Origin of the sequence: Azospirillum melinis (genome assembly GCF_013340935.1) — a bacterium.
Lineage (GTDB): Bacteria > Pseudomonadota > Alphaproteobacteria > Azospirillales > Azospirillaceae > Azospirillum > Azospirillum melinis.
Window position 1 is genome coordinate 60,337 of sequence record NZ_WHOS01000003.1, and the last position, 18,477, is coordinate 78,813.

The following is an 18,477-nucleotide window of genomic DNA, read 5'->3' on the forward strand; positions in this document are numbered from 1 at the left end:
GTCAATTGGTATTACCGGTTGGCCGTATTGTGGCCCTTTGACGGTGGAATGCCGCATTGGGACCCCAAATCCGGCGCCTGGAACGGTCAGGCCGCCGACTCCGGCGTGCGTGAGGGCCGCCGTTCCACCGGATCGCCGGCCGCCATGCCGGCAAGGTCGCGTTCCGCATTCAGCATGTAGTCGCGGGTCAAGGGCACCGCTCCCAGCGAGCGTGCAACCTGGACCTGGAACACCATGTGCCCCTGCAGCCGGAAGGCCAGTTCGGCACCGGCCAGATAGAATTCCCACATGCGGCAAAACCGCTCGTCGTACAGGGCCTTGGCCTCCTCCCAGCGGTCGAGGAAGCGGGCACGCCAGTGACGCAGCGTTTCGGCGTAATGCAGGCGCAACACCTCCAAGTCGGTGGCGAACAGGCCGGACCGTTCGATGACCGGCAGCACCTCCGACAGGGCAGGGGAATAGCCGCCGGGGAAGATGTATTTGCGGATCCAGGGGTTGGTGCTCGCCGGCCCGTCGAGCCGGCCGATGGAGTGGATCAGGGCCACGCCCTCGTCGTTCAGCATCTCGCGTACCGCCGCGAAGTAATCGCGGTAATGCGGCACGCCGACATGCTCGAACATGCCGACCGAGACGATGCGGTCGAAGGCCCCCCGGTGGGCGGCGGCGAATTCGCGATAGTCGCGCAGCTCGAAGGTGACCCGGTCGGCCAGCCCCGCCTCCTCCGCCCGCTGGCGGGCGACCGCCAGCTGTTCGGACGAGAGGGTGATGCCGGTCACCCGTGCCCCGGTGTGCCGCGCCAGATAGAGCGCCATGCCGCCCCAGCCACAGCCGATGTCGAGCACCCGCATGCCCGGCACGATCAGCAGCTTGGCTGCGATGTGCCGCTTCTTGGCCTCCTGTGCCTCGTCCAGCGATATCCCCGGCTCGGGGAAATAGGCGCAGGAATACTGCATGTCCCGGTCGAGGAAAAGTTGATAGAACTGGCGTGACAGGTTGTAGTGGTGTTCCACATTCTGCCGTGACCGCTGCATCGGGTTGTATTGCTGTACGTGGCGCAGCAATGGCGACAGCGATTCCAACGCCCGGCCCAGCGCACCCTGAACCTCGGCGCCGCTCATCAGCATCGCCAGCAGGTCGTAGATGGTGCCGCCCTCAATCGAAAAGCGGCCGTCCATATAGGCTTCGCCAAAACGCAGGCGGGGATTGATCAGCAGATCGCGCTCGACCTTGCGGTCATGGAGGCGAAGGGTCAGATGTGGAGGGCCGGAGCCGATCCGGTGATGCTTTCCATAGGCCGTAACGAGATTGAGGGTTCCGTCGCCCTTGGCGGCGGCAAGCAGGCGAACCAGCAGCATGCCGAACTCCTTCCGCGGTGCCGTCCAAGCATCGCGCGCAAGGCGGGGTGCGACAATTCGTCAATCGGTCAGAACTGCTACCCAATTGGGCATTGCTGCCCTATGCGCAGAGTTATGTGCGGCGACGCCCGGCAGGGCCCTGAATGCGGAAAACCGCCCGGCCCCGGGTGGGGCGGGCGGTTGCCGGACGAGCGGTGCGACGGTGCGGCGAGAACCCCGAAGGCGTCTTCAGGGCTGCCGCCTCAGAAGGGCTATCAGCCCTCCTCTTCCTCGGTCGCGGTCTCTTCGACGAAGGTCTCTTCCTCGTCTTCGTCGTCGCGCAGGTCGGCGGCGGTGATCATGCCACCGCGCTGGGCCTGCAGTTCGGCCTCTTCAGCCGAACGGGCGACGTTGACCGTGACCGTGATCGACACTTCCGGGTGCAGGACGACGCGCAGCTTGAACAGACCCAGGGTCTTGATCGGGGTGTCGATCTGGACCTGCTTGCGGTCGGTCTTGTAGCCGGCGGCGGTCAGCGCGTCGGAGACGTCGCGGGTGGTCACGGAGCCGTACAGGACGCCGGTCTCGGCGGCCTGACGGATCACGACGACCGTCACATTGTCCATCTTGGTCGCGACATGCTCGGCGTCCTTGCGGCGCTCGAGGTTCACGGCCTCAAGGTGGGCCTTCTGCTTCTCGAAGACAGCCAGATTCGCCTTGGTGGCGCGCATGGCCTTCCGCTGCGGCAGCAGATAGTTGCGGGCGAAGCCGGGACGCACATTGACGACCTGGCCCATCTGGCCGAGCTTCTCGACCCGCTCCAGCAGAATAACTTCCATCACTCGTCCTCCTGACCGGGGGCCGCGGGGGAAAACCGGCGGCGCAGCCCGATCCATTGCTCGATCATGCCCAGGCCGACCAAAAGCAGGATCGGCCACCCGAAGAGAAACAGCATCATGTAGAAGCCAACCAGGATCAGCGTTCGCGCCGATTTGCTGCTGGCAAACACATGAACCACCGAAAGCCCGGCGAAGGCGAACGGGATTGCCAGGATCAGGGCCAGATTGACCGCCAGGAACCCGACGGTTCCCGGTACGGCCGATGCCGCCGCGACCGACACCGCGAACAGCGGCGCCAACCAGCTCGGCAGCTCCAGCTCGGCCAGACGCATGGCAGGGCGCCGGTTGCGGCCGAACCGCATCAGCGCCCCCTGCGCCAGCACCGCGTTGACGATCGTCATGACAAGCCATGAGACCGCAACCAGTCCCGGCAGGACGGCCGCCACCCAGAATGCCTCGGGATCCGGGGCCGGCTGGCCCTGCGAGCGGAACGCCGGCTCGACAACTCGGGCCAGGGTTTGCCGCATCAGCCCTTCCAACCCACCGGGCTGGTCGAGCGTCAGGATCACCGCGGCGAGCAGCGCCGCCACGCCCATCCCGGTCAGGCCCATCAGGACCCGGCCGGGCGGATACCATTCAAGGGAACCATCCTCCCGCGAGCGGGCCAGCAGCGACTGCCGAACCACCAGGATCGCCGGGGCAGCCCCGGTCACCAGGTAGGACAGCGCCACCAGCATGCTGCCGGAGGTGCCCAGCAGCACCGCGGCGGCGCCGGCCAGACCGGCCAGTGCCACCACTGGAGCCCCCAGCCACAGTCCCGTCAGGAACAGGGGCAGGGGGGCCAGATAGCCCAGGATCAGCGCGCCCATCCCACCGAACGTAACCGACAGGTAGAAGAACGCGCTCGCCAGACCGCCGCCGACGGCGACCACCAGCGGAACGGCCGGACCCAAGGCCATGGAAACCCCTTGAAGAACCTTCACCGAAACAGTTCGGCCGTTGCCGGGCTTACTTCACCACGTAGGGGAGAAGGGCCAGGAAACGGGCGCGCTTGATGGCGCGGGCCAGTTCGCGCTGCTTCTTCGTCGAGACCGCGGTGATGCGGCTCGGGACGATCTTCCCGCGCTCGGAGATGAAGCGGGACAGCAGCTTGACGTCCTTGTAGTCGATCGCCGGAGCGTTCGCGCCCGAGAACGGGCAGGTCTTGCGGCGACGGAAGAACGGGCGGCGAGCGCCGCCGGTGCGGGCCGGAGCGCCCGTGGTCTGCTTGTCGGACATTTACGCGGTCTCCCCTTCGGCGGCGGCAACGTTTTCCTGGCGACGCGGCGGACGCGGGCCACGGTCGTCGAAGCGACGCGGACCACGATCGCCACGCTCGCCGCGCTCACCACGCTCGTTGCGGCTCTGCATCATCGCCGACGGGTTGGCGTCGAGCTCGTCGACACGCACGGTCATGAAGCGCAGCACGTCTTCGCTGATGCTCATGTTCCGCTCCATCTCGGCGACGGCGGCGGCCGGCGCGTCGATGTTGAAGAGGGTGTAGTGACCCTTGCGGTTCTTCTTGATCTTGTAGGTGAGGGTCTTCAGACCCCAGTATTCGCTCTTGGCGATCGTGCCGCCGTTGTCGCGAACGATCTGGGCGAACTGCTCAGAGAGCTGCTCGGCCTGGGCGGCCGAAATGTCCTGGCGCGCGATCAGCACGCACTCGTAAAGTGCCATTGCACTCCCCATGGCTGTTCATGGTCCGGCGCTGCGCCCCATCCCTCATGGATCGGATCAGCCGCCCGGGCCTAGCCGACGGCGGACCGGCGGCAAGGAGTTATGAAGCGGCGCAGTATGCACAGGCCGGCGGTGGTAGCAAGTGGAAAACCTCCCCACCTTTTGGGAAATCTATCTCGGCCATAGGGTGTTGTCCGGATGAACGGCGGTGCTGCCCGGACGAACACCGCTGCGCATCCAAGGGGTGGGCTGGGTAGGGGTGGGGCAAGGGTGGATATCGCGCGGGATACGGTCCGGCGCATTTGACCGAAGTGCAATACACCGCCCCAGGCGCCATGTTGCGACTGCCGTTCCCGGCGGAGCTATGGGTCGATTAAGCCCCTGCATGCTCCGCCGGCGGCATGACAGCCCGGTGCCTGGAGTAGCCATGCGCAAGAACATGTTGCCGTACCATGTCGTGGAACTGAGAGGGTTGGCCTGCATCCTGCTGGTCGCCTATCACGTGGTCGGCATTCCCGGATCCGGAATGCAGGTGGCGGAGGGGTCGATCTACCGCTACGCCACCGACAGCTTCGAGCTGATCCGTATGCCGCTCTTCACCTTCATCTCGGGGCTGGTCTATGCCCTGAACCCGGCCCGGAGCGACCGGCTGAAGACCTTCTTCGTCAAGAAGCTTCGCCGCCTGGGCTTCCCGTTCCTGGTGGTGTCCGCCATCTTCTATTTCCTGCAGACGCATGCGCCGGGGGCGAACGGAAGCTTCGTCCCCGAGTCGATGTGGCGGATCTACGTCTATCCCTATGCCCATTTCTGGTATTTGCAGGCGCTTTTCCTGATCTTCTCCGTCGTGGCGCTGCTCGACGCGCTCCATGCCATGGACAGGCCGGGCGGATTCCTGCTGGCAATGGCCGCAGCGGTGGTGGCCTGCCTGACGGTCCATGTCGAATCGAACATCCTCTCGATCAACGAGGCCTGCTTCCTGTTGCCGCACTTCCTGTTCGGGGTGGGCGTCACCCGGTTCCGGGCGATGGTTCCTCGGCGGACGATGCAGGCGGCGGCCGGTGCTGCACTCGCCCTCGGTGTCGCGCTTCATCAGGCATCGCTGTGGGGGTATCTGCCCCATTTCGGCTGGAACAGCAGCGTTGCCCTGCTGTGCGGCATGGGCGGAGCGGTGACCCTGCTGCATGCCATGCCGTCGAGCAGGATTTTCCGGACCGTCGGCGCCTCTTCCTATGCGATCTACCTGCATCATGCCCTGTTCGCCGCCGGCACGCGCGTGGTGCTGCACCATGTGGATGCCTCGGACGGCGTGATTTTCTGGGGGGCTCTGCTTTCCGGCCTGATCGGTCCGATGGTGCTGGAGATGCTGGCGCAGTTCCGGCCGTGGACCAGGGTGGCGCTGATGGGCAAGGCATGACCGCAGGCCTTTGATTTGCACTGCGGCAAACGGTGCAAGACCCGGTGAGCGGCACCTTTGTGCGAGCCCACGAACAACCCCTTCGGACTGGCGGTTTTTCGTGGGCTTTCTGCCTCAATACGTGGCGTTTTATCGCGCCATTGTCGCTTTGGTCATCGCGCGTCGCTTGACTTGCTCAAAAGTGAGGGTATGACTGTCGCCCAATCCATGGTGCCGCCGCAGGGGCGGGGCGCATTCATCCAGGGTTTCACCGAAGCATGACCAGGGCGTTCGTCTTTCCGGGGCAGGGCAGCCAGGCCGTCGGCATGGGCCGCGAACTCGCCGAGGCGTTCGAAGTCGCTCGTCACACCTTTGAAGAGGTGGACGATGCGCTGAACCAGCGGCTGTCGCGCCTGATGGTCGAGGGCCCCGAGGCCGATCTGACCCTGACCGAAAACGCCCAGCCCGCCCTGATGGCGGTCAGCGTCGCGGTGATGCGGGTGCTGGCGAGCGAGGGCGGTGTCGATCTGTCCAGGCATGCCACCTTCGTTGCCGGCCATTCGCTGGGCGAGTATTCGGCGCTGTGCGCTGCCGGAGCCTTCTCGCTGGGCGATACCGCGCGTCTGCTGAAGCTGCGCGGCCAGGCGATGCAGAAGGCCGTTCCGGTCGGCAAGGGCGCCATGGCGGCCCTGCTGGGCGCCGATCTGGACCAGGCGCAGGCGATTGCCGCCGACGCGGCGCAGGGCGAAGTGTGCAGCATCGCCAACGACAATTCGGTCGGGCAGGTGGTGATCTCCGGCAGTGCCGATGCCATCGACCGTGCCATCGCGCTGGCGGCGGAACGCGGCCTGAAGCGCTCCGTGCGCCTGCCGGTGTCCGCTCCCTTCCATTGCTCGCTGATGCAGCCGGCCGCCGACGCCATGGCGGAGGCTCTGGCGAACGTCACGATTTCCGCGCCGGTGGTTCCGGTGGTTGCCAACGTCACCGCTTTGGCGGTGTCCGATCCCAACGCCATCCGCCGTCTGCTGGTCGAGCAGGTGACCGGCATGGTCCGCTGGCGCGAATGCGTGCTCTATATGAAGGAGCAGGGCGTCGAACGGCTGGTCGAGGTCGGATCGGGCAAGGTGCTCGCCGGGCTGACCAAGCGCATCGACAAGGACATGGCGGCGGTGTCGGTCGGCACCCCGGCCGATGTCGAGTCGTTCCTGAAAACCCTGTGATTGTATCAGTACCCTGATAAATCAGCGTCATGAGGCCATCCATGTTTGACCTGACCGGCAAGTCGGCCCTCGTCACCGGCGCGTCCGGCGGCATCGGCGCGTCGATCGCCCGTGCTCTGCACGTCCAGGGCGCTGCCGTCGCGCTGTCCGGCACCCGCGTCGCCCCGCTGGAGGCCCTGGCCGCCGAGTTGGGCGAGCGTGCCTTCGTCGTGCCCGGGAACCTGTCGGAGGCCGCCGCCACCGAACAGCTGTTCAAGGACGCCGAGGCGGCGCTGGGCAAGATCGACATTCTCGTCAACAATGCCGGCCTGACCCGCGACCAGATCGCCATGCGCCTGAAGGACGAGGACTGGCAGTCGGTCATCGACGTGAACCTGACGGCGGCTTTCCGCCTGTCGCGGGCCGCCATGCGCGGCATGATGAAGCGCCGCTGGGGCCGCATCATCAACATCACCTCGATCGTCGGCGTCACCGGCAACGCGGGGCAGGCGAACTACGCCGCCTCCAAGGCCGGCCTGATCGGCATGTCGAAGTCGCTGGCGGCCGAACTGGGCTCGCGCAGCATCACCGTCAATTGCGTCGCGCCGGGCTTCATCGCCACGGCAATGACCGACGCGCTGAACGAAGAGCAGAAGCAGAAGCTGCTCCCGTCTATCCCGGCCGGCCGCATGGGCCAGTCGGATGAGATCGCCGCCGGGGTCGTGTACCTCGCGAGCGAGGAGGCCGCCTACGTCACTGGCCAGACGCTGCATATCAACGGCGGCATGGCTATGATCTGATGAGGATCAGACGGGGCGGCATCGCCACGTGTGAAGAACGGCGCCAACCAGGCTCGCTCGCGGGTGCTGGTCAAGGCTGCTGAAATGTGTTATCGGACGGGGCTTTTCGCGGCAGGACGGCACGTTCTTCGCGTGTTGCTCCGACCGGATTATCCCGAGCGGTTTCAAGGATTGGAAGGTCTTAAAAGATGAGCGACATCGCCGAGCGCGTGAAGAAGATCGTTGTGGACCACCTGGGTGTCGAGGAGTCGAAGGTGGTGGAGAACGCCTCCTTCATCGACGATCTGGGCGCTGACAGCCTCGACACCGTCGAGCTGGTCATGGCCTTCGAGGAAGAGTTCGGTGTCGAGATCCCGGACGACGCCGCGGAGAAGATCCTGTCGGTGAAGGACGCCATCGACTTCATCAAGGCCAACGCCGCCGCCTGATCGGGCCGCGGGCATTGAGCCCCCGAGGGCCAGGCAAACCGCATTTGCAACACCAGCAGCGCGGGGCCTGGCCGTCGACGACCAGATCGTCGACAGTTTATTCGAGGAAAGGTCAAGGAACAGCCTCATGAGACGTGTCGTCGTCACCGGACTCGGTATGGTCACGCCGCTCGGCGTCGGCCACACGCTGAACTGGGAGCGGCTGATTTCCGCAACGTCGGGAATCCGCGGCATCACGGGGTTCGACGCTTCGGACCTGGCCTCAAAAGTCGCTGGGCAGGTCCCGCGCGGAAACGGTGAGGGCGAGTTCAACGCCGACACCTTCATTCCGCCGAAGGACCAGCGGAAGATGGATGATTTCATCATCTTCGCCATCGCCGCGGCGCAGGAAGCAATCAAGGATTCGGGTTGGGTTCCCCAGACCGATGAAGAGCGCGAGCGGACCGGCGTCATGGTCGGTTCGGGCATCGGCGGTCTTCCGGGCATCGCCGACGGCGCCGTCACCCTGCACGAAAAGGGTCCGCGCCGCCTGTCGCCCTTCTTCATCCCTGCCTGCCTGATCAATCTGGCCTCCGGCCATATTTCGATCCAGCACGGCTTCAAGGGCCCCAACCATGCGGTCGTCACCGCCTGCTCGACCGGCGCGCACGCCATTGGCGACGCTGCCCGTCTGATCATGTGGGACGATGCCGACATCATGGTCGCCGGCGGTACGGAGGCGGCGGTCAGCCGTCTCGGCGTCGGCGGCTTCGCCGCCATGCGCGCACTGTCCACCAACTTCAACGACACGCCCGAAAAGGCGTCGCGCCCCTATGACAAGGACCGCGACGGCTTCGTCATCGGCGAGGGTGCCGGTGTCGTCGTGCTGGAGGAACTGGAGCACGCAAAGAAGCGCGGCGCCACCATCTATGCCGAGGTCGTCGGTTACGGCATGTCCGGCGACGCGCACCACATCTCCGCTCCGGCGGAAGACGGTAATGGCGGTTTCCGCGCCATGAAGGCCGCGTTGAAGCGCGCCGGGCTGAACCCGTCCGATATCGATTACGTGAACGCCCACGGCACTTCGACGCCGCTCGGCGACGAGATCGAGCTGGGGGCGGTGAAACGCCTGTTCGGCGACGCCATGGACAATCTGGCGATGTCCTCCACCAAGTCGGCCATCGGCCACCTGCTGGGGGCTGCCGGTGCGGTCGAGGCGATCTATTCGATCAAGGCTATCAACCACGGCATCGTGCCGCCCACGCTGAATCTCGAGAATCCGTCCGAGAGCTGCATGGGCGTCAATCTGGTGCCCAAGGTGGCGCAGGAGCGCCGCGTGCGCGCTGCGCTGTCGAACTCCTTCGGGTTCGGCGGCACCAATGCCTCGCTGGTGTTCAAGGAATTTGCGTAAACGAAGCGCCGCACCCGCGTTGCGGTCTGCAGTCTTCAAGAGGTGAGCGATGGGCTGGGGTCTCCGGATTTTTGCGGGGACGCTGGTCCTCGCTGTCGGTGCGGCGGGCGGAATCGGCGTCTGGGGCTACCAGCGCTATTCGGCCCCCGGACCGTTGGAGCAATCCGAAACGGTCGTCATCCCTCGCGGCAGCGGGTTGGAGGCCATTGCCATCACGCTGGGCGACTCCGGCGTGATCGGTTCGCCGCTGGTGTTCGCCGCCGCTGCCAAGCTGTCCGGCACCTTCCGTGAATTGAAGGCCGGCGAATACCAGTTCCCCGCGGGAATCAGCATCGAAGGCGTTCTGGAGCAGATGCGCCAGGGCCGCACCGTCGTGCGTCGCTTCACCGTGCCGGAGGGGCTGACCTCCGCCCAGGTGGTCGCACTGCTCGCACGGGAAACGGGACTGACCGGCGATCTGCCCAAGCCGCCGAAGGAAGGCTCCCTTCTGCCGGAGACCTACCACTTCGCCTATGGCGACAGTCGCGCCGCTCTGATCGAGCGGATGCAGACGGCGATGACCCAGGCGCTTGCGGAGGCCTGGAAGAACCGCGACCAGAATTTGCCGTTCGAAACGCCGCAGCAGGCGTTGACACTCGCCTCCATCGTCGAGAAGGAGACCGGCATCGCTGCAGAGCGGCCGCGGGTGGCGGGGGTTTTCGTCAACCGGTTGGAAGCCGGCATGAAGCTGCAGTCCGATCCGACGGTGATCTATGCGCTGACCGATGGCAGCGGCGAGCTGGGGCGGGCCCTGACCCGCAACGACTGGAAGTTCGAGTCGCCCTATAACACCTATGTCGCCACCGGCCTGCCGCCGGGGCCAATCGCCAATCCGGGCAAGGCCTCGATCCACGCGGTGATGAAGCCCGAACGGCACGAGTTCCTGTATTTCGTCGCCGACGGCACCGGCGGCCATGTCTTCGCCAAGTCGCTGGCGGACCACAACCGCAACGTCACAAAATGGCGCGAGGTCCAGCAAGGCCGGCAGCCGGAGCATGGCGAAACGTCATCGGATTGACGGCCGATAACGATCCGCTTGGTTGCGCGCATTTTAGGAATTCGGCAGTCTTTGCATCGCAGCGAAACTGACCACCATTCCCTGGGGAGATGTAATGAGCGTGGATGTCGAACAGCGCATCCGTGATCGCGCCTATGCGATCTGGCTGGAAGAGGGCTGTCCCCATGGCCGCGATGCCGACCATTGGGTCCAGGCCGAACGCGCGGTCCTGGCCGAAGTGGTTGCCGTTCCCGATCATGCGCCGGTCGTCGCCGTGGTGAAGGCTCCGCGCAAGACCACCAACGCCAAGCCGCGCAGTGTGGTGAAGCCCGCCGAAGCCGAAGCCGCGCCTGCCGAGCCCCCGAAGGCGCGCAAGCCGCGGATCCGCAAGGCGGTCACCGCCTGATCTGTCGCGGCCCGACCGGTCGCAGGATGACTTCCGGGGTCAGGCGGCGTTCGAAGCCTGCGGCAGTTGCAGGTTGGAAATGACCATCACCCCGGCGGTCGTGCCGTAGGACTTGCGGGCGGCGCGCAGAGCGTCCAGCGCCTCCGTAAGGCTTTCCTCGGCGAAGCCCGGAGCCAGCCCGGCCAGTTCCCGCTCCGTCAAATCGATGAAGGCGTCCAGCAGGCGCGCGTGGATGCGGCTGGCCAGGCGGACTTCATCGGCGACCTTCTGTGCGGGCATGGGGAACTCCCTTGGTGTCGTGTGGGTCTAATGATCGGTAGAGCGTCTTCTCGGGATCGAGCGTTCCCGCAAACCGATTAGGCGTGGAATAGGGTTAAAAGAACTTTAAATGCCATGTAATCCCGGCTGGGATTAAGAATTACCACTTCAGAGACTGCGGCTGGTGGTCCTGCGCAGCAGCATGCAGCGCCGGAAACGCTTCCGGATCTCGCTTCCTGTTCAGAACTTCGGCAAAGGCCAAGCTTCAGCCTGCCTGGAAGCGCGACACCTGACGGCGCGTTTCATCGGCGAGGCGGGAGAGATGCACCATCGTCGCGGCGATCTCCTCCGACGCGGCGGCATTCTTGGAGGCGACGGTGCGCACGCTCTCGACCGACCGCTCGATTTCGCGGACGGAGGCCTGCTGTTCCTCCATGGCGACCGCGACCGATTGGAAAGCGCCGTCGATGCGGTCGACCCGTTCGGCCAGACCGTCCATCCGGCGCCGCGCCTGTTCGGTGACGGCCTTGCCCTCTTCGGCCAGTGCGGCGGCCGCTTCGATGATTTCGGCGATCTGGCGGGCGCTCTCGACGGCGTTGTCGGCGAGCTTGCCGACCTCTTCGGCGACCACTTCGAAGCCTTTGCCCTGCTCGCCGGCGCGGGCGGCTTCGATGGAGGCGTTGACCGAAAGGATGTTGGTCTTCACCGCGATCTGGGTGATCGCCTCGGTGATGCGGCCGATGCGGCGGCTGTTGTCGGCAATGGTCTGCGAGACGCGCAGCAGCCGCGCCATGTCCTGCCGCCCACCGTCGGCGAAGTCGGCGGCATCCTTCACCATGTCGGACGCATCGCGTGTGCTGTCGGTGACATGGGCGATGGCGCGGGCCGATTGCCCGACCGCCGTCGCCACCTGATCCAGATCGTCGGTCTGTTCCGATGCGCCGTCCGACACATGGGCGATGGCGGTGCTGGCCTGCCCGGCGGCGACGGCGACCTGGGTCGCCTGCTCGCCGATGGTGCGGAAGGCCGTGCCGGTTTCTTGCAGCAGGGCCACCATCTCGCCATAGGCCCCATGGAAGTCCGGAGCCTGCTGGGTCCCGACCGTCTCAAGCGCTTCCACCGGCTTGCCGGACAGCCTGTGCATCTCGCCATGCAGTCCGTGCAGCACCTGGATGACGGTGGCGACGGCACGGCCGATGGAGCCCAGCTCGTCCTGCCGGCCGGTGTTGGGCACCGCCACCGTCAGATCGCCGTCCGACAGGCGCTGGACCGCCGCGGTGGTAGCGGCGATGGGGCCGGTCAGGCTGCGGGCGATCAGGATGGACAGGATCGTGCCGGCGGCCAGCGCGCCGAGCGCGCCGCTCCACAACAGCATGACCGCGCGCGACCGTCCGGCCTCGCGCTCGGCCGTCTGGGCCGCCACCAGCTGCGTCACCTGATCGTTGACGATCCTGGCGGCGTCGCGCATGGCGTCCCGCGCGGCGTTGCGCCGGGCGACGATGTCGGCCACCAGCAGGAACTCGGTCTCGACTCCCATGATGGAGGCGGTCAACTTCTCCGACTCGCGCAGCGCCTCCCCGTCGTTGGCCGCCTTGCGGACATCGCCGACGACCGCCAGCAACCGGTCGATGCTGGCGCTGAGGGAGTTGCGGCCGGAACCGCCATGGTCGATCAGGAACTGCTGCACGTCCAGCAGTGCGCCGCGGGTATCCTGGATCAGCCGTCCGGCGATGGAGACCAGCAGCGCCGAGGATTCCAGCGCCGTCACCGCCGCACGGTCGCCAGGATCGGCCTTCACCCGCGCCAGCGCGTCGGCATAGCGCGCCGACTGCTCGTGCGTCAGCGTCTGGGCGATCACCAGCAGGGCGGCGGTCTGCTTGCGCAGCTTCGCCAGGCTGGCGAAGCGGTCGACCTCCAGCCCGACCACCTCGTCGAAGGACTTGCGGTAGGCCGCCAGCTTCTCCAGCGCCTCGCGCAGCGCCTCCGGGGGCACCGCATGGTTCGGCAGGGCCAGCAGCGCCTCGGCCTCCGTCCTCAACTGGTCGGTCAGCTGCCGCACCCGCCGGCTGGCGGAGGGATCGACGTCCAGCAGGTAGCGCGACTCCTCCTGCCGGGCGCTGTACAGCAGCGTGTCCAGACGGGCGGTCTGGGCGGCGATCTCCACCCGCGAGGCGTAGGTGTTCAGCCCGCTCCAGCCGACGACTGCGACGGCGAGCGTCAGCAGCAGGACGGCGGCGAAGCCCAGGGCGATGCGGGTGGCGATGGACATGCCGGTGGAGGTCCGATCAAGGCCGCCCCGAGGGCGGCGCCGGGTTGAGCGATGGGCGGACGGCGGAAGCCCCGCGTGACCTGCGGCATCCCAGTCCATCCGCCGGATTCACCTTGCTTCGGTTGGGGTGCATCCGGCAAGTCATAAGGGTGGCGTGCGGTCTCCGCGAGATGTCGCGGGATGCCGCTGGTCGTTCGTAAGGAGCCTGTACTGCGATGTCCCTTCCGGCCAGCTTGCGGATCCTTCCCCGCTTCGGACTCGCCGTTCTTCTGCCCACGGCGGCAGCGCTCGTTCCCCTTCTGCTTCCCCAGGCGGTTCCGGATGCCGCGCCGCAGACCGTCTGGCTGGCCACAGGCGGCGCGCTTGCCCTCGCGCTGCTTATAGGTTGTGTCCTGGCGCTCGATCTGTCGGATGCGATGACGCGGCTGGAGGCTGCTGCGGACCGCCTCGCCGCCGGAACGCCGGACACCGGAACGCCGGATCCCAGGATGCCGGAGGATGCATCCGTGCTGTCTGTCCGCGGCGACGAGGCCGGAGGCATTGCCGCGGCGCTCGCCCGTGTCGCGCGGACCCAGGACAGCCTCCATGCGACCCTCCGCCGCCTGACGCACGAGGCCGGCGGCGACGCACCGGCCACAGCGCCTCTCCCCGGCCGCTATGGCGAGATGGCGGCGCTGGTGGAGGACGCCCGTGCCTCCTTCCGGAACATCGGCCAGCAGGCCGCCCAGGTCGCCGTCGCCGCCGGGCAGGCCAGCACCGCGGTGTCGCAGGTCGCCGACGGCGCCGCCATCCAGACCGAGGATCTCGACCGGGTGGTGAATGCGGTCGGCCGCTCCGTACGGGCCATCGCCGACGTCACCGACAGCACCCGCGCCGCCTCCGACATGGTGCGTATCACCGCTGGATTCGCCGACCGCGGCAAGGCGGAGATGGCGCGGCTGGTGCGTGTCTCCCAGACCATCGGCGACAACAGCCGCCGCATCGGCCGCATCACCGAGGCGATCACCCAGATCGCGGTGAAGACCAACATCCTGTCGGTCAACGCCTCCATCGAGGCCGCCCGTGCCGGTGAACAGGGCAAGGGCTTCGAAGTGGTCGCCGAGGAGGTCGGCAAGCTCGCCGACAACGCCGTCGAAAGCGCCCGTCAGATCGCCGAGATCGTCGAGGCCGCCGCAGCACTGGCGGAGGAGGGGATGGCCGCCACGGCGGAGGTGGTGCAGATGATGGACGGCATCGCCGAGCGGGTCACCCAGATCGACCGCATGGTCCAGTCGGTCGCCGCAGCCATGGCCCACCAGCAGGACCATATCGTCGAGATCGAATCGAACGTCGGCAACATCCGCACTGTCGCCTCCAAGAATGCCGCCGCGTCGGAGGAGATCACCGCGACCATGGTCCACCTGTCCCGGCTGGCCGATGACACGCGGCGGCTGGCCGAACGCTTCCGGGCGTCGTGACCGGCGCCGCCGCTCCTCCTCCTGCCGGTTCGGATGGCCCGCTGCACGATCTGGTGCGGCGGCTGCTGGAGGATGTCCGGCGCAAGGCGGGCATCCGCCACGACCGCCCGCTGGAGCGCAAGCTGGTGCGCATCCTGGCGGCGATGCCGCTGGCGGTGCTGGAAGAGTGGGTGGCGCAGATCGAAGGGGCGCCGGCCGACAGCCCGGACTGGCTGAGCCTGATCGAGAATCTCACGATCCATGAAACCTATTTCTTCCGCGACCTGCCGCATCACGCCTATCTGCGCGGCCATCTGCTGCCCCGCCTGATCGCCGAACGCGCCGCGACCCGGACCCTGCGGCTGTGGAGCGCCGGCTGCGCCACCGGAGAGGAGGCCTACGGTCTCGCCATCGTGACGCTGGAGGCGCTGGCCGACGCCGGGCACGCACGCCGCACCGCCCAGGGGCTGGAAACCGACTGGACCGTCGAGGTCCTCGGCACGGACCTCAGCCGCATCGCCGTACGGCAGGCCGCCAACGCCTGCTATGGCGGCGAGGGGCTGGGCCCATTCCGCGAAATGCCGGCGGACTATGGGAACTGGTTCGTGCCGCTGGGGGCGGAGGCACCGCTGCACCGGCGGGTCCATGGCGATGCCCGCCGGGTGGTGCGCTTCGCCCGCCACAATCTGATGGACGCGGACCTGCCGGATGGGGGGCCGCCCGGCGGCTTCGATCTCGTGTCCTGCCGCAACGTCATGATCTATTTCGACGACGACAGCCGCGAGAGGGCGCTCTCCCTGCTGACCTCGGCGGTAGCGCCGGGCGGCTGGCTGGTGCTCGGCACCACCGACCGGCTGCCGGACGACTGCTGCCGCAGCCACGGCTTCGAACGCCATCGCGGCGACCGCGCGCTCGCTTACCGGCGGGGAGGGGCGGCGGTATGACGACCTGCGGCTATCTCACCTTCGACATCGCCGGCACGCCCTTCGCCGTTGCCGCGGATCGGGTGGAGGAAGTGGCGGAGCCGACCGGCATCACCCGGCTGCCCTTCGCCCCGCCGCAGGTGGAGGGCTTGGCGAATGTCGCTGGCCGTATCCTGCCGGTGCTGGACGTCACCGGCTATCCGTCGCTGCGGCTGGCCTGGGGCGGCGGACGGCGCGGCGGTCTGCTGATCGTGTTGCGCGCCGGGGCCGGTGTGCTGGCACTCCGCGCCGGCCGCATCGGCGGCACGCTGACGGCAGAGCGGGTGGGGCTGTGCGCGGCGGAACCGGAGGATTGCGGAACACCGGTGGCAGGCCGGCTGCGCCATGGCGACCGGTCCCTGCGGCTGCTCGACCCCGACCTGATGCAGATGGGGCGCGGCGGGGCGCTCGCCATTCCGGGACTGGCGGATGCCGATGCGCTGTCCGGCGGTGCCGCCGAACCTCCCGACCCGTCGCGCGAGCGTGCCACCATCCGCCTGCTGATGGTGGAGGTCGCCGGCCAACCCCATGCGCTGGAGATGGCCGATCTGCTGCTGGTCTTCCCCATCGCCGACTTGCGGCCGCTGCCCCATGCGCCCGTGCTCGTCCGGGGCGTGGCGCGGGTGCAGAAACGGTCGATCCTGGTCACCGATCCGCTCGGTGCAGGTGCCGGTATCGGGGATCGGTATGGCTGCTACGCCGTCGTCCTGCGGACGCGCCGGGGGCCGGTGGGCGTGCGGGTGGATGGAGTGCGCGGCGTGGTGCGCGTGCCGCTGGACCGCCTGCGCGCGGGGGAGGCCGGGGCGGCGGCCCGGATCGTGGACTATGATGGACTCTGGCTCGACGTGAGGAGCGTGGCGCGCATGCTGGGCGATCGACTCGACGACATCGGCCGTTTCGTGCCCGAGGGCGGCGATCCCGACGACGATCTGGCGGAAAGCCGCCTGCCCCGCCGTTTCTACCGCCGCTTTCTCACCCTGGTGGTGGAGGCCCGCATCTATGCGCTGGAGTTCGAGAGGGTCCGCCGCGTGGTGGAGGTGTCCGACCGGCTGTGCCTGCCGCAGGGCGCGGAAAGCTTCGACGGGCTGACCGATGTCGACGGCCGCATCCTCCCGGTTCTCGATCTGCGCCGTCTGTTGGCGCGGGCGCCGGTCGGCGCGCCTCCTGCCACGCCCGGCATCGCCATCCTGGTGGAGATCGACGGCGGGACCGTGGCTGTGATCGCCGACGAGATCCAACGCATCCGCAAGATCGACAGCGAGGATGTCGACCCGCTGTCCGACCGCCTGACCGCCGCGGTGATCCGCCTGGACAATGCCCTGATCCCGGTTCTGCGGCCCGAGGGACTGACCGCCGCCGCGGCTGCCGGCACCAGGGTGCTGCCCATTGGAGACGCCCGGAGCGAGGCTGCCGCGCCATGACCGACCCGCGCATCCGCCTGCTGGTGGTGGACGACAGCAATTTCGTCCGCATCGCCCTCCGCAAGATGCTGGAGCCGGCGCCCGACATCGAGATCGTCGGCGAGGCGCGCAACGGTGCGGAGGCTCTGCGCCTGTCGCGGAAGCTCAAGCCGCATGTGGTGGCGATGGACCTGAACATGCCGGTCATGGATGGAATCGAATCGGTTCAGGCCATCGCCGCGGAAAAGGGACCGCCCTGCATCATGGTTTCCAACGAAACGTCGGAGGGGGCCGCCGCCACCATCCGGGCGCTGGAAACCGGGGCCGTGGATTTCGTCTGCAAGAACAGCTCCTTCATCACCTTCGACATGGCATCCATAGAACGCCAGCTGACCGAGAAGGTGCGCCATTGGGGCCGCTGGCGCATGGCCCTGACGGGGGAACTGGCCGCCGATTCCGTTGCGGCTCCCGTGACCGAACCCGCACCCGAACCGGCTCCGTCTCCGCGTCCGTCCGTCCGCGGACACCGCCCCGACCTCGTCGTCGTCGGCGTGTCCACCGGCGGGCCGGTGGCGCTGGCTGAATTGCTGGGTGCGCTGGGACCGCTGACCTGTCCGCTGGTGGTGGCGCAGCATATGCCGGCCAGCTTCACTGCCGGTTTCGCCGCGTCGCTCGCCCGTTCGCTCGGCCGGCCGGTGGCGGAGGGGGCCGACGGCGAGGCGCTCGACGCAAAAGCCGTCACCATCCTGCGCGGCGGCGGCGACTGGACGGTGCGCCGCGGTACTTCCGGCCGCTTCATCCTGCATGCCGCCGACCCGGCCGGCGCCATCTACCACCCCTCGGCCGACCGGCTCTTCCGCAGCGCCGCGGAGGCGGCGGAGTCGCCGGTCGCCGTCGTCCTGACCGGCATGGGCGACGACGGCAGCAGCGGGGCGGCGGCATTCGCGGAACGCCGCTTTCCCGTTCTGGTCCAGGATCCGGCGACCTGCGCGGTCGACGGCATGCCCAGGGCGGCAATCCGTGCCGGTATCGCCACGGAGGTGTTGCCGGTTACGTCAATCGCCCGCAAGCTGAACGCTCTCTTCACACTCTCCTGACAGTCAGGCACACCCCGGAAGCCGACAGGCGCTGCAAACATAGGAAGCTTTTACTCATGGCGAAGCCGACGATCCTGCTGGTCGATGACTCGGTGCTGATGCGCACCATCATCGGCGACATCGTGCGCGCTGACGACGAACTGTCCCTCGTCGGCGCGGCCGAAAACGGCAAGGTGGCTCTGGAGATGGTCAAGAGCCTGAAGCCCGACATCGTCCTGCTCGACATCGAGATGCCGGAGATGTCGGGGCTGGAGGTGATGGAGCATCTGTCGCTGATGTCGCGCGCCAAGGTCATCATCATCTCCTCGGTCGCGCAGGTCGGCTCGCCCGAAGCGAACGAGGCCCGCGCCCTGGGGGCGGTGGAGATCATCGCCAAGCCGTCCGGCACCATGAGCCTCGACCTTGCTCATAAGAAGGGCCACGACATCGTTGCCGCCATCCGCCGCGCCGCCGGGCTGGCCCCACCCGCGAAGCCCTGAGTCTCCGGTTCGGCGCCTTCTTTCGTGAGCGG

Annotated in this window: 19 protein-coding genes; 12 read left to right on the forward strand and 7 right to left on the reverse strand. The window is 67.5% G+C overall.

What is annotated here, in order from left to right; translation table 11 throughout:
- Window positions 1-86: 86 nt before the first annotated feature.
- From GBZ48_RS03505 to rpsF, 5 genes are all read right to left on the reverse strand, one after another.
- The gene (locus GBZ48_RS03505) at window positions 87-1,355 is read right to left on the reverse strand and encodes an SAM-dependent methyltransferase (protein WP_246306957.1); all 1,269 of its coding nucleotides are present in this window, start codon (window positions 1,353-1,355) and stop codon (window positions 87-89) included.
- Window positions 1,356-1,609: 254 nt separating this feature from the next.
- A complete protein-coding gene (gene rplI, locus GBZ48_RS03510) occupies window positions 1,610-2,173 on the reverse strand; it encodes a 50S ribosomal protein L9 (protein ID WP_174469753.1) in 564 nt (187 codons plus the stop codon).
- Entirely contained in the window at window positions 2,173-3,132 is a 960-nt protein-coding gene (locus tag GBZ48_RS03515; protein WP_174469754.1) for a DUF2232 domain-containing protein, read from the reverse strand. The genes rplI and GBZ48_RS03515 overlap by 1 nt, the downstream gene beginning before the upstream one ends.
- 49 nt (window positions 3,133-3,181) lie before the next feature.
- Window positions 3,182-3,451 (reverse strand): 30S ribosomal protein S18, encoded by a 270-nt coding sequence (gene rpsR, locus GBZ48_RS03520; protein WP_012974291.1) that lies wholly within the window; start codon window positions 3,449-3,451, stop codon window positions 3,182-3,184.
- Window positions 3,452-3,892, reverse strand: coding sequence for a 30S ribosomal protein S6 (rpsF, locus tag GBZ48_RS03525; RefSeq protein ID WP_174469755.1), 441 nt, complete (start codon window positions 3,890-3,892; stop codon window positions 3,452-3,454).
- A gap of 427 nt (window positions 3,893-4,319) precedes the next feature.
- Between rpsF and GBZ48_RS03530 the strand changes: the two genes are divergently transcribed.
- From GBZ48_RS03530 to GBZ48_RS03560, 7 genes are all read left to right on the forward strand, one after another.
- The gene (locus GBZ48_RS03530; RefSeq protein WP_174469756.1) at window positions 4,320-5,306 is read left to right on the forward strand and encodes an acyltransferase family protein; all 987 of its coding nucleotides are present in this window, start codon (window positions 4,320-4,322) and stop codon (window positions 5,304-5,306) included.
- A 257-nt stretch (window positions 5,307-5,563) separates the two neighbouring features.
- Entirely contained in the window at window positions 5,564-6,505 is a 942-nt protein-coding gene (fabD, locus tag GBZ48_RS03535) for an ACP S-malonyltransferase (protein WP_174469757.1), read from the forward strand.
- 41 nt (window positions 6,506-6,546) lie between these two features.
- Window positions 6,547-7,284 (forward strand): 3-oxoacyl-[acyl-carrier-protein] reductase, encoded by a 738-nt coding sequence (gene fabG, locus GBZ48_RS03540; protein ID WP_174469758.1) that lies wholly within the window; start codon window positions 6,547-6,549, stop codon window positions 7,282-7,284.
- A gap of 188 nt (window positions 7,285-7,472) precedes the next feature.
- Window positions 7,473-7,712 (forward strand): acyl carrier protein, encoded by a 240-nt coding sequence (locus tag GBZ48_RS03545; protein ID WP_014247969.1) that lies wholly within the window; start codon window positions 7,473-7,475, stop codon window positions 7,710-7,712.
- A gap of 127 nt (window positions 7,713-7,839) precedes the next feature.
- Window positions 7,840-9,102, forward strand: coding sequence for a beta-ketoacyl-ACP synthase II (gene fabF / locus GBZ48_RS03550; protein ID WP_174469759.1), 1,263 nt, complete (start codon window positions 7,840-7,842; stop codon window positions 9,100-9,102).
- A 49-nt stretch (window positions 9,103-9,151) separates the two neighbouring features.
- The gene (gene mltG, locus GBZ48_RS03555; protein WP_174469760.1) at window positions 9,152-10,159 is read left to right on the forward strand and encodes an endolytic transglycosylase MltG; all 1,008 of its coding nucleotides are present in this window, start codon (window positions 9,152-9,154) and stop codon (window positions 10,157-10,159) included.
- 94 nt (window positions 10,160-10,253) lie between these two features.
- Window positions 10,254-10,544 (forward strand): DUF2934 domain-containing protein, encoded by a 291-nt coding sequence (locus GBZ48_RS03560; protein WP_174469761.1) that lies wholly within the window; start codon window positions 10,254-10,256, stop codon window positions 10,542-10,544.
- Window positions 10,545-10,583: 39 nt separating this feature from the next.
- On the opposite strand, the gene GBZ48_RS03565 is transcribed toward GBZ48_RS03560, so the two are convergent.
- Both GBZ48_RS03565 and GBZ48_RS03570 read right to left on the reverse strand, forming a co-directional pair.
- Window positions 10,584-10,823: a hypothetical protein gene (locus GBZ48_RS03565; protein WP_098740022.1), complete on the reverse strand. Its 240-nt coding sequence runs from the start codon at window positions 10,821-10,823 to the stop codon at window positions 10,584-10,586.
- A 244-nt stretch (window positions 10,824-11,067) separates the two neighbouring features.
- Window positions 11,068-13,071, reverse strand: a complete 2,004-nt coding sequence (locus GBZ48_RS03570; protein ID WP_174469762.1) for a methyl-accepting chemotaxis protein — start codon at window positions 13,069-13,071, stop codon at window positions 11,068-11,070.
- Window positions 13,072-13,286: 215 nt separating this feature from the next.
- On the opposite strand from GBZ48_RS03570, the gene GBZ48_RS03575 reads away from it, so the two are divergent.
- Genes GBZ48_RS03575 through GBZ48_RS03595 form a run of 5 tightly spaced genes read left to right on the forward strand, consistent with a single transcriptional unit; the run spans window position 13,287 to window position 18,445 of the window.
- Window positions 13,287-14,528: a methyl-accepting chemotaxis protein gene (locus GBZ48_RS03575; protein ID WP_174469763.1), complete on the forward strand. Its 1,242-nt coding sequence runs from the start codon at window positions 13,287-13,289 to the stop codon at window positions 14,526-14,528.
- Complete coding sequence (locus GBZ48_RS03580; RefSeq protein WP_174469764.1) at window positions 14,525-15,451, forward strand: CheR family methyltransferase; 927 nt, start codon at window positions 14,525-14,527, stop codon at window positions 15,449-15,451. The genes GBZ48_RS03575 and GBZ48_RS03580 overlap by 4 nt, the downstream gene beginning before the upstream one ends.
- The gene (locus tag GBZ48_RS03585; protein ID WP_174469765.1) at window positions 15,448-16,890 is read left to right on the forward strand and encodes a chemotaxis protein CheW; all 1,443 of its coding nucleotides are present in this window, start codon (window positions 15,448-15,450) and stop codon (window positions 16,888-16,890) included. Before GBZ48_RS03580 ends, GBZ48_RS03585 begins: the two co-directional genes overlap by 4 nt.
- The gene (gene cheB, locus GBZ48_RS03590; protein ID WP_174469766.1) at window positions 16,887-17,966 is read left to right on the forward strand and encodes a chemotaxis-specific protein-glutamate methyltransferase CheB; all 1,080 of its coding nucleotides are present in this window, start codon (window positions 16,887-16,889) and stop codon (window positions 17,964-17,966) included. Before GBZ48_RS03585 ends, cheB begins: the two co-directional genes overlap by 4 nt.
- Window positions 17,967-18,022: 56 nt before the next feature.
- Complete coding sequence (locus tag GBZ48_RS03595) at window positions 18,023-18,445, forward strand: response regulator (protein WP_149230214.1); 423 nt, start codon at window positions 18,023-18,025, stop codon at window positions 18,443-18,445.
- Window positions 18,446-18,477: the final 32 nt, after the last annotated feature.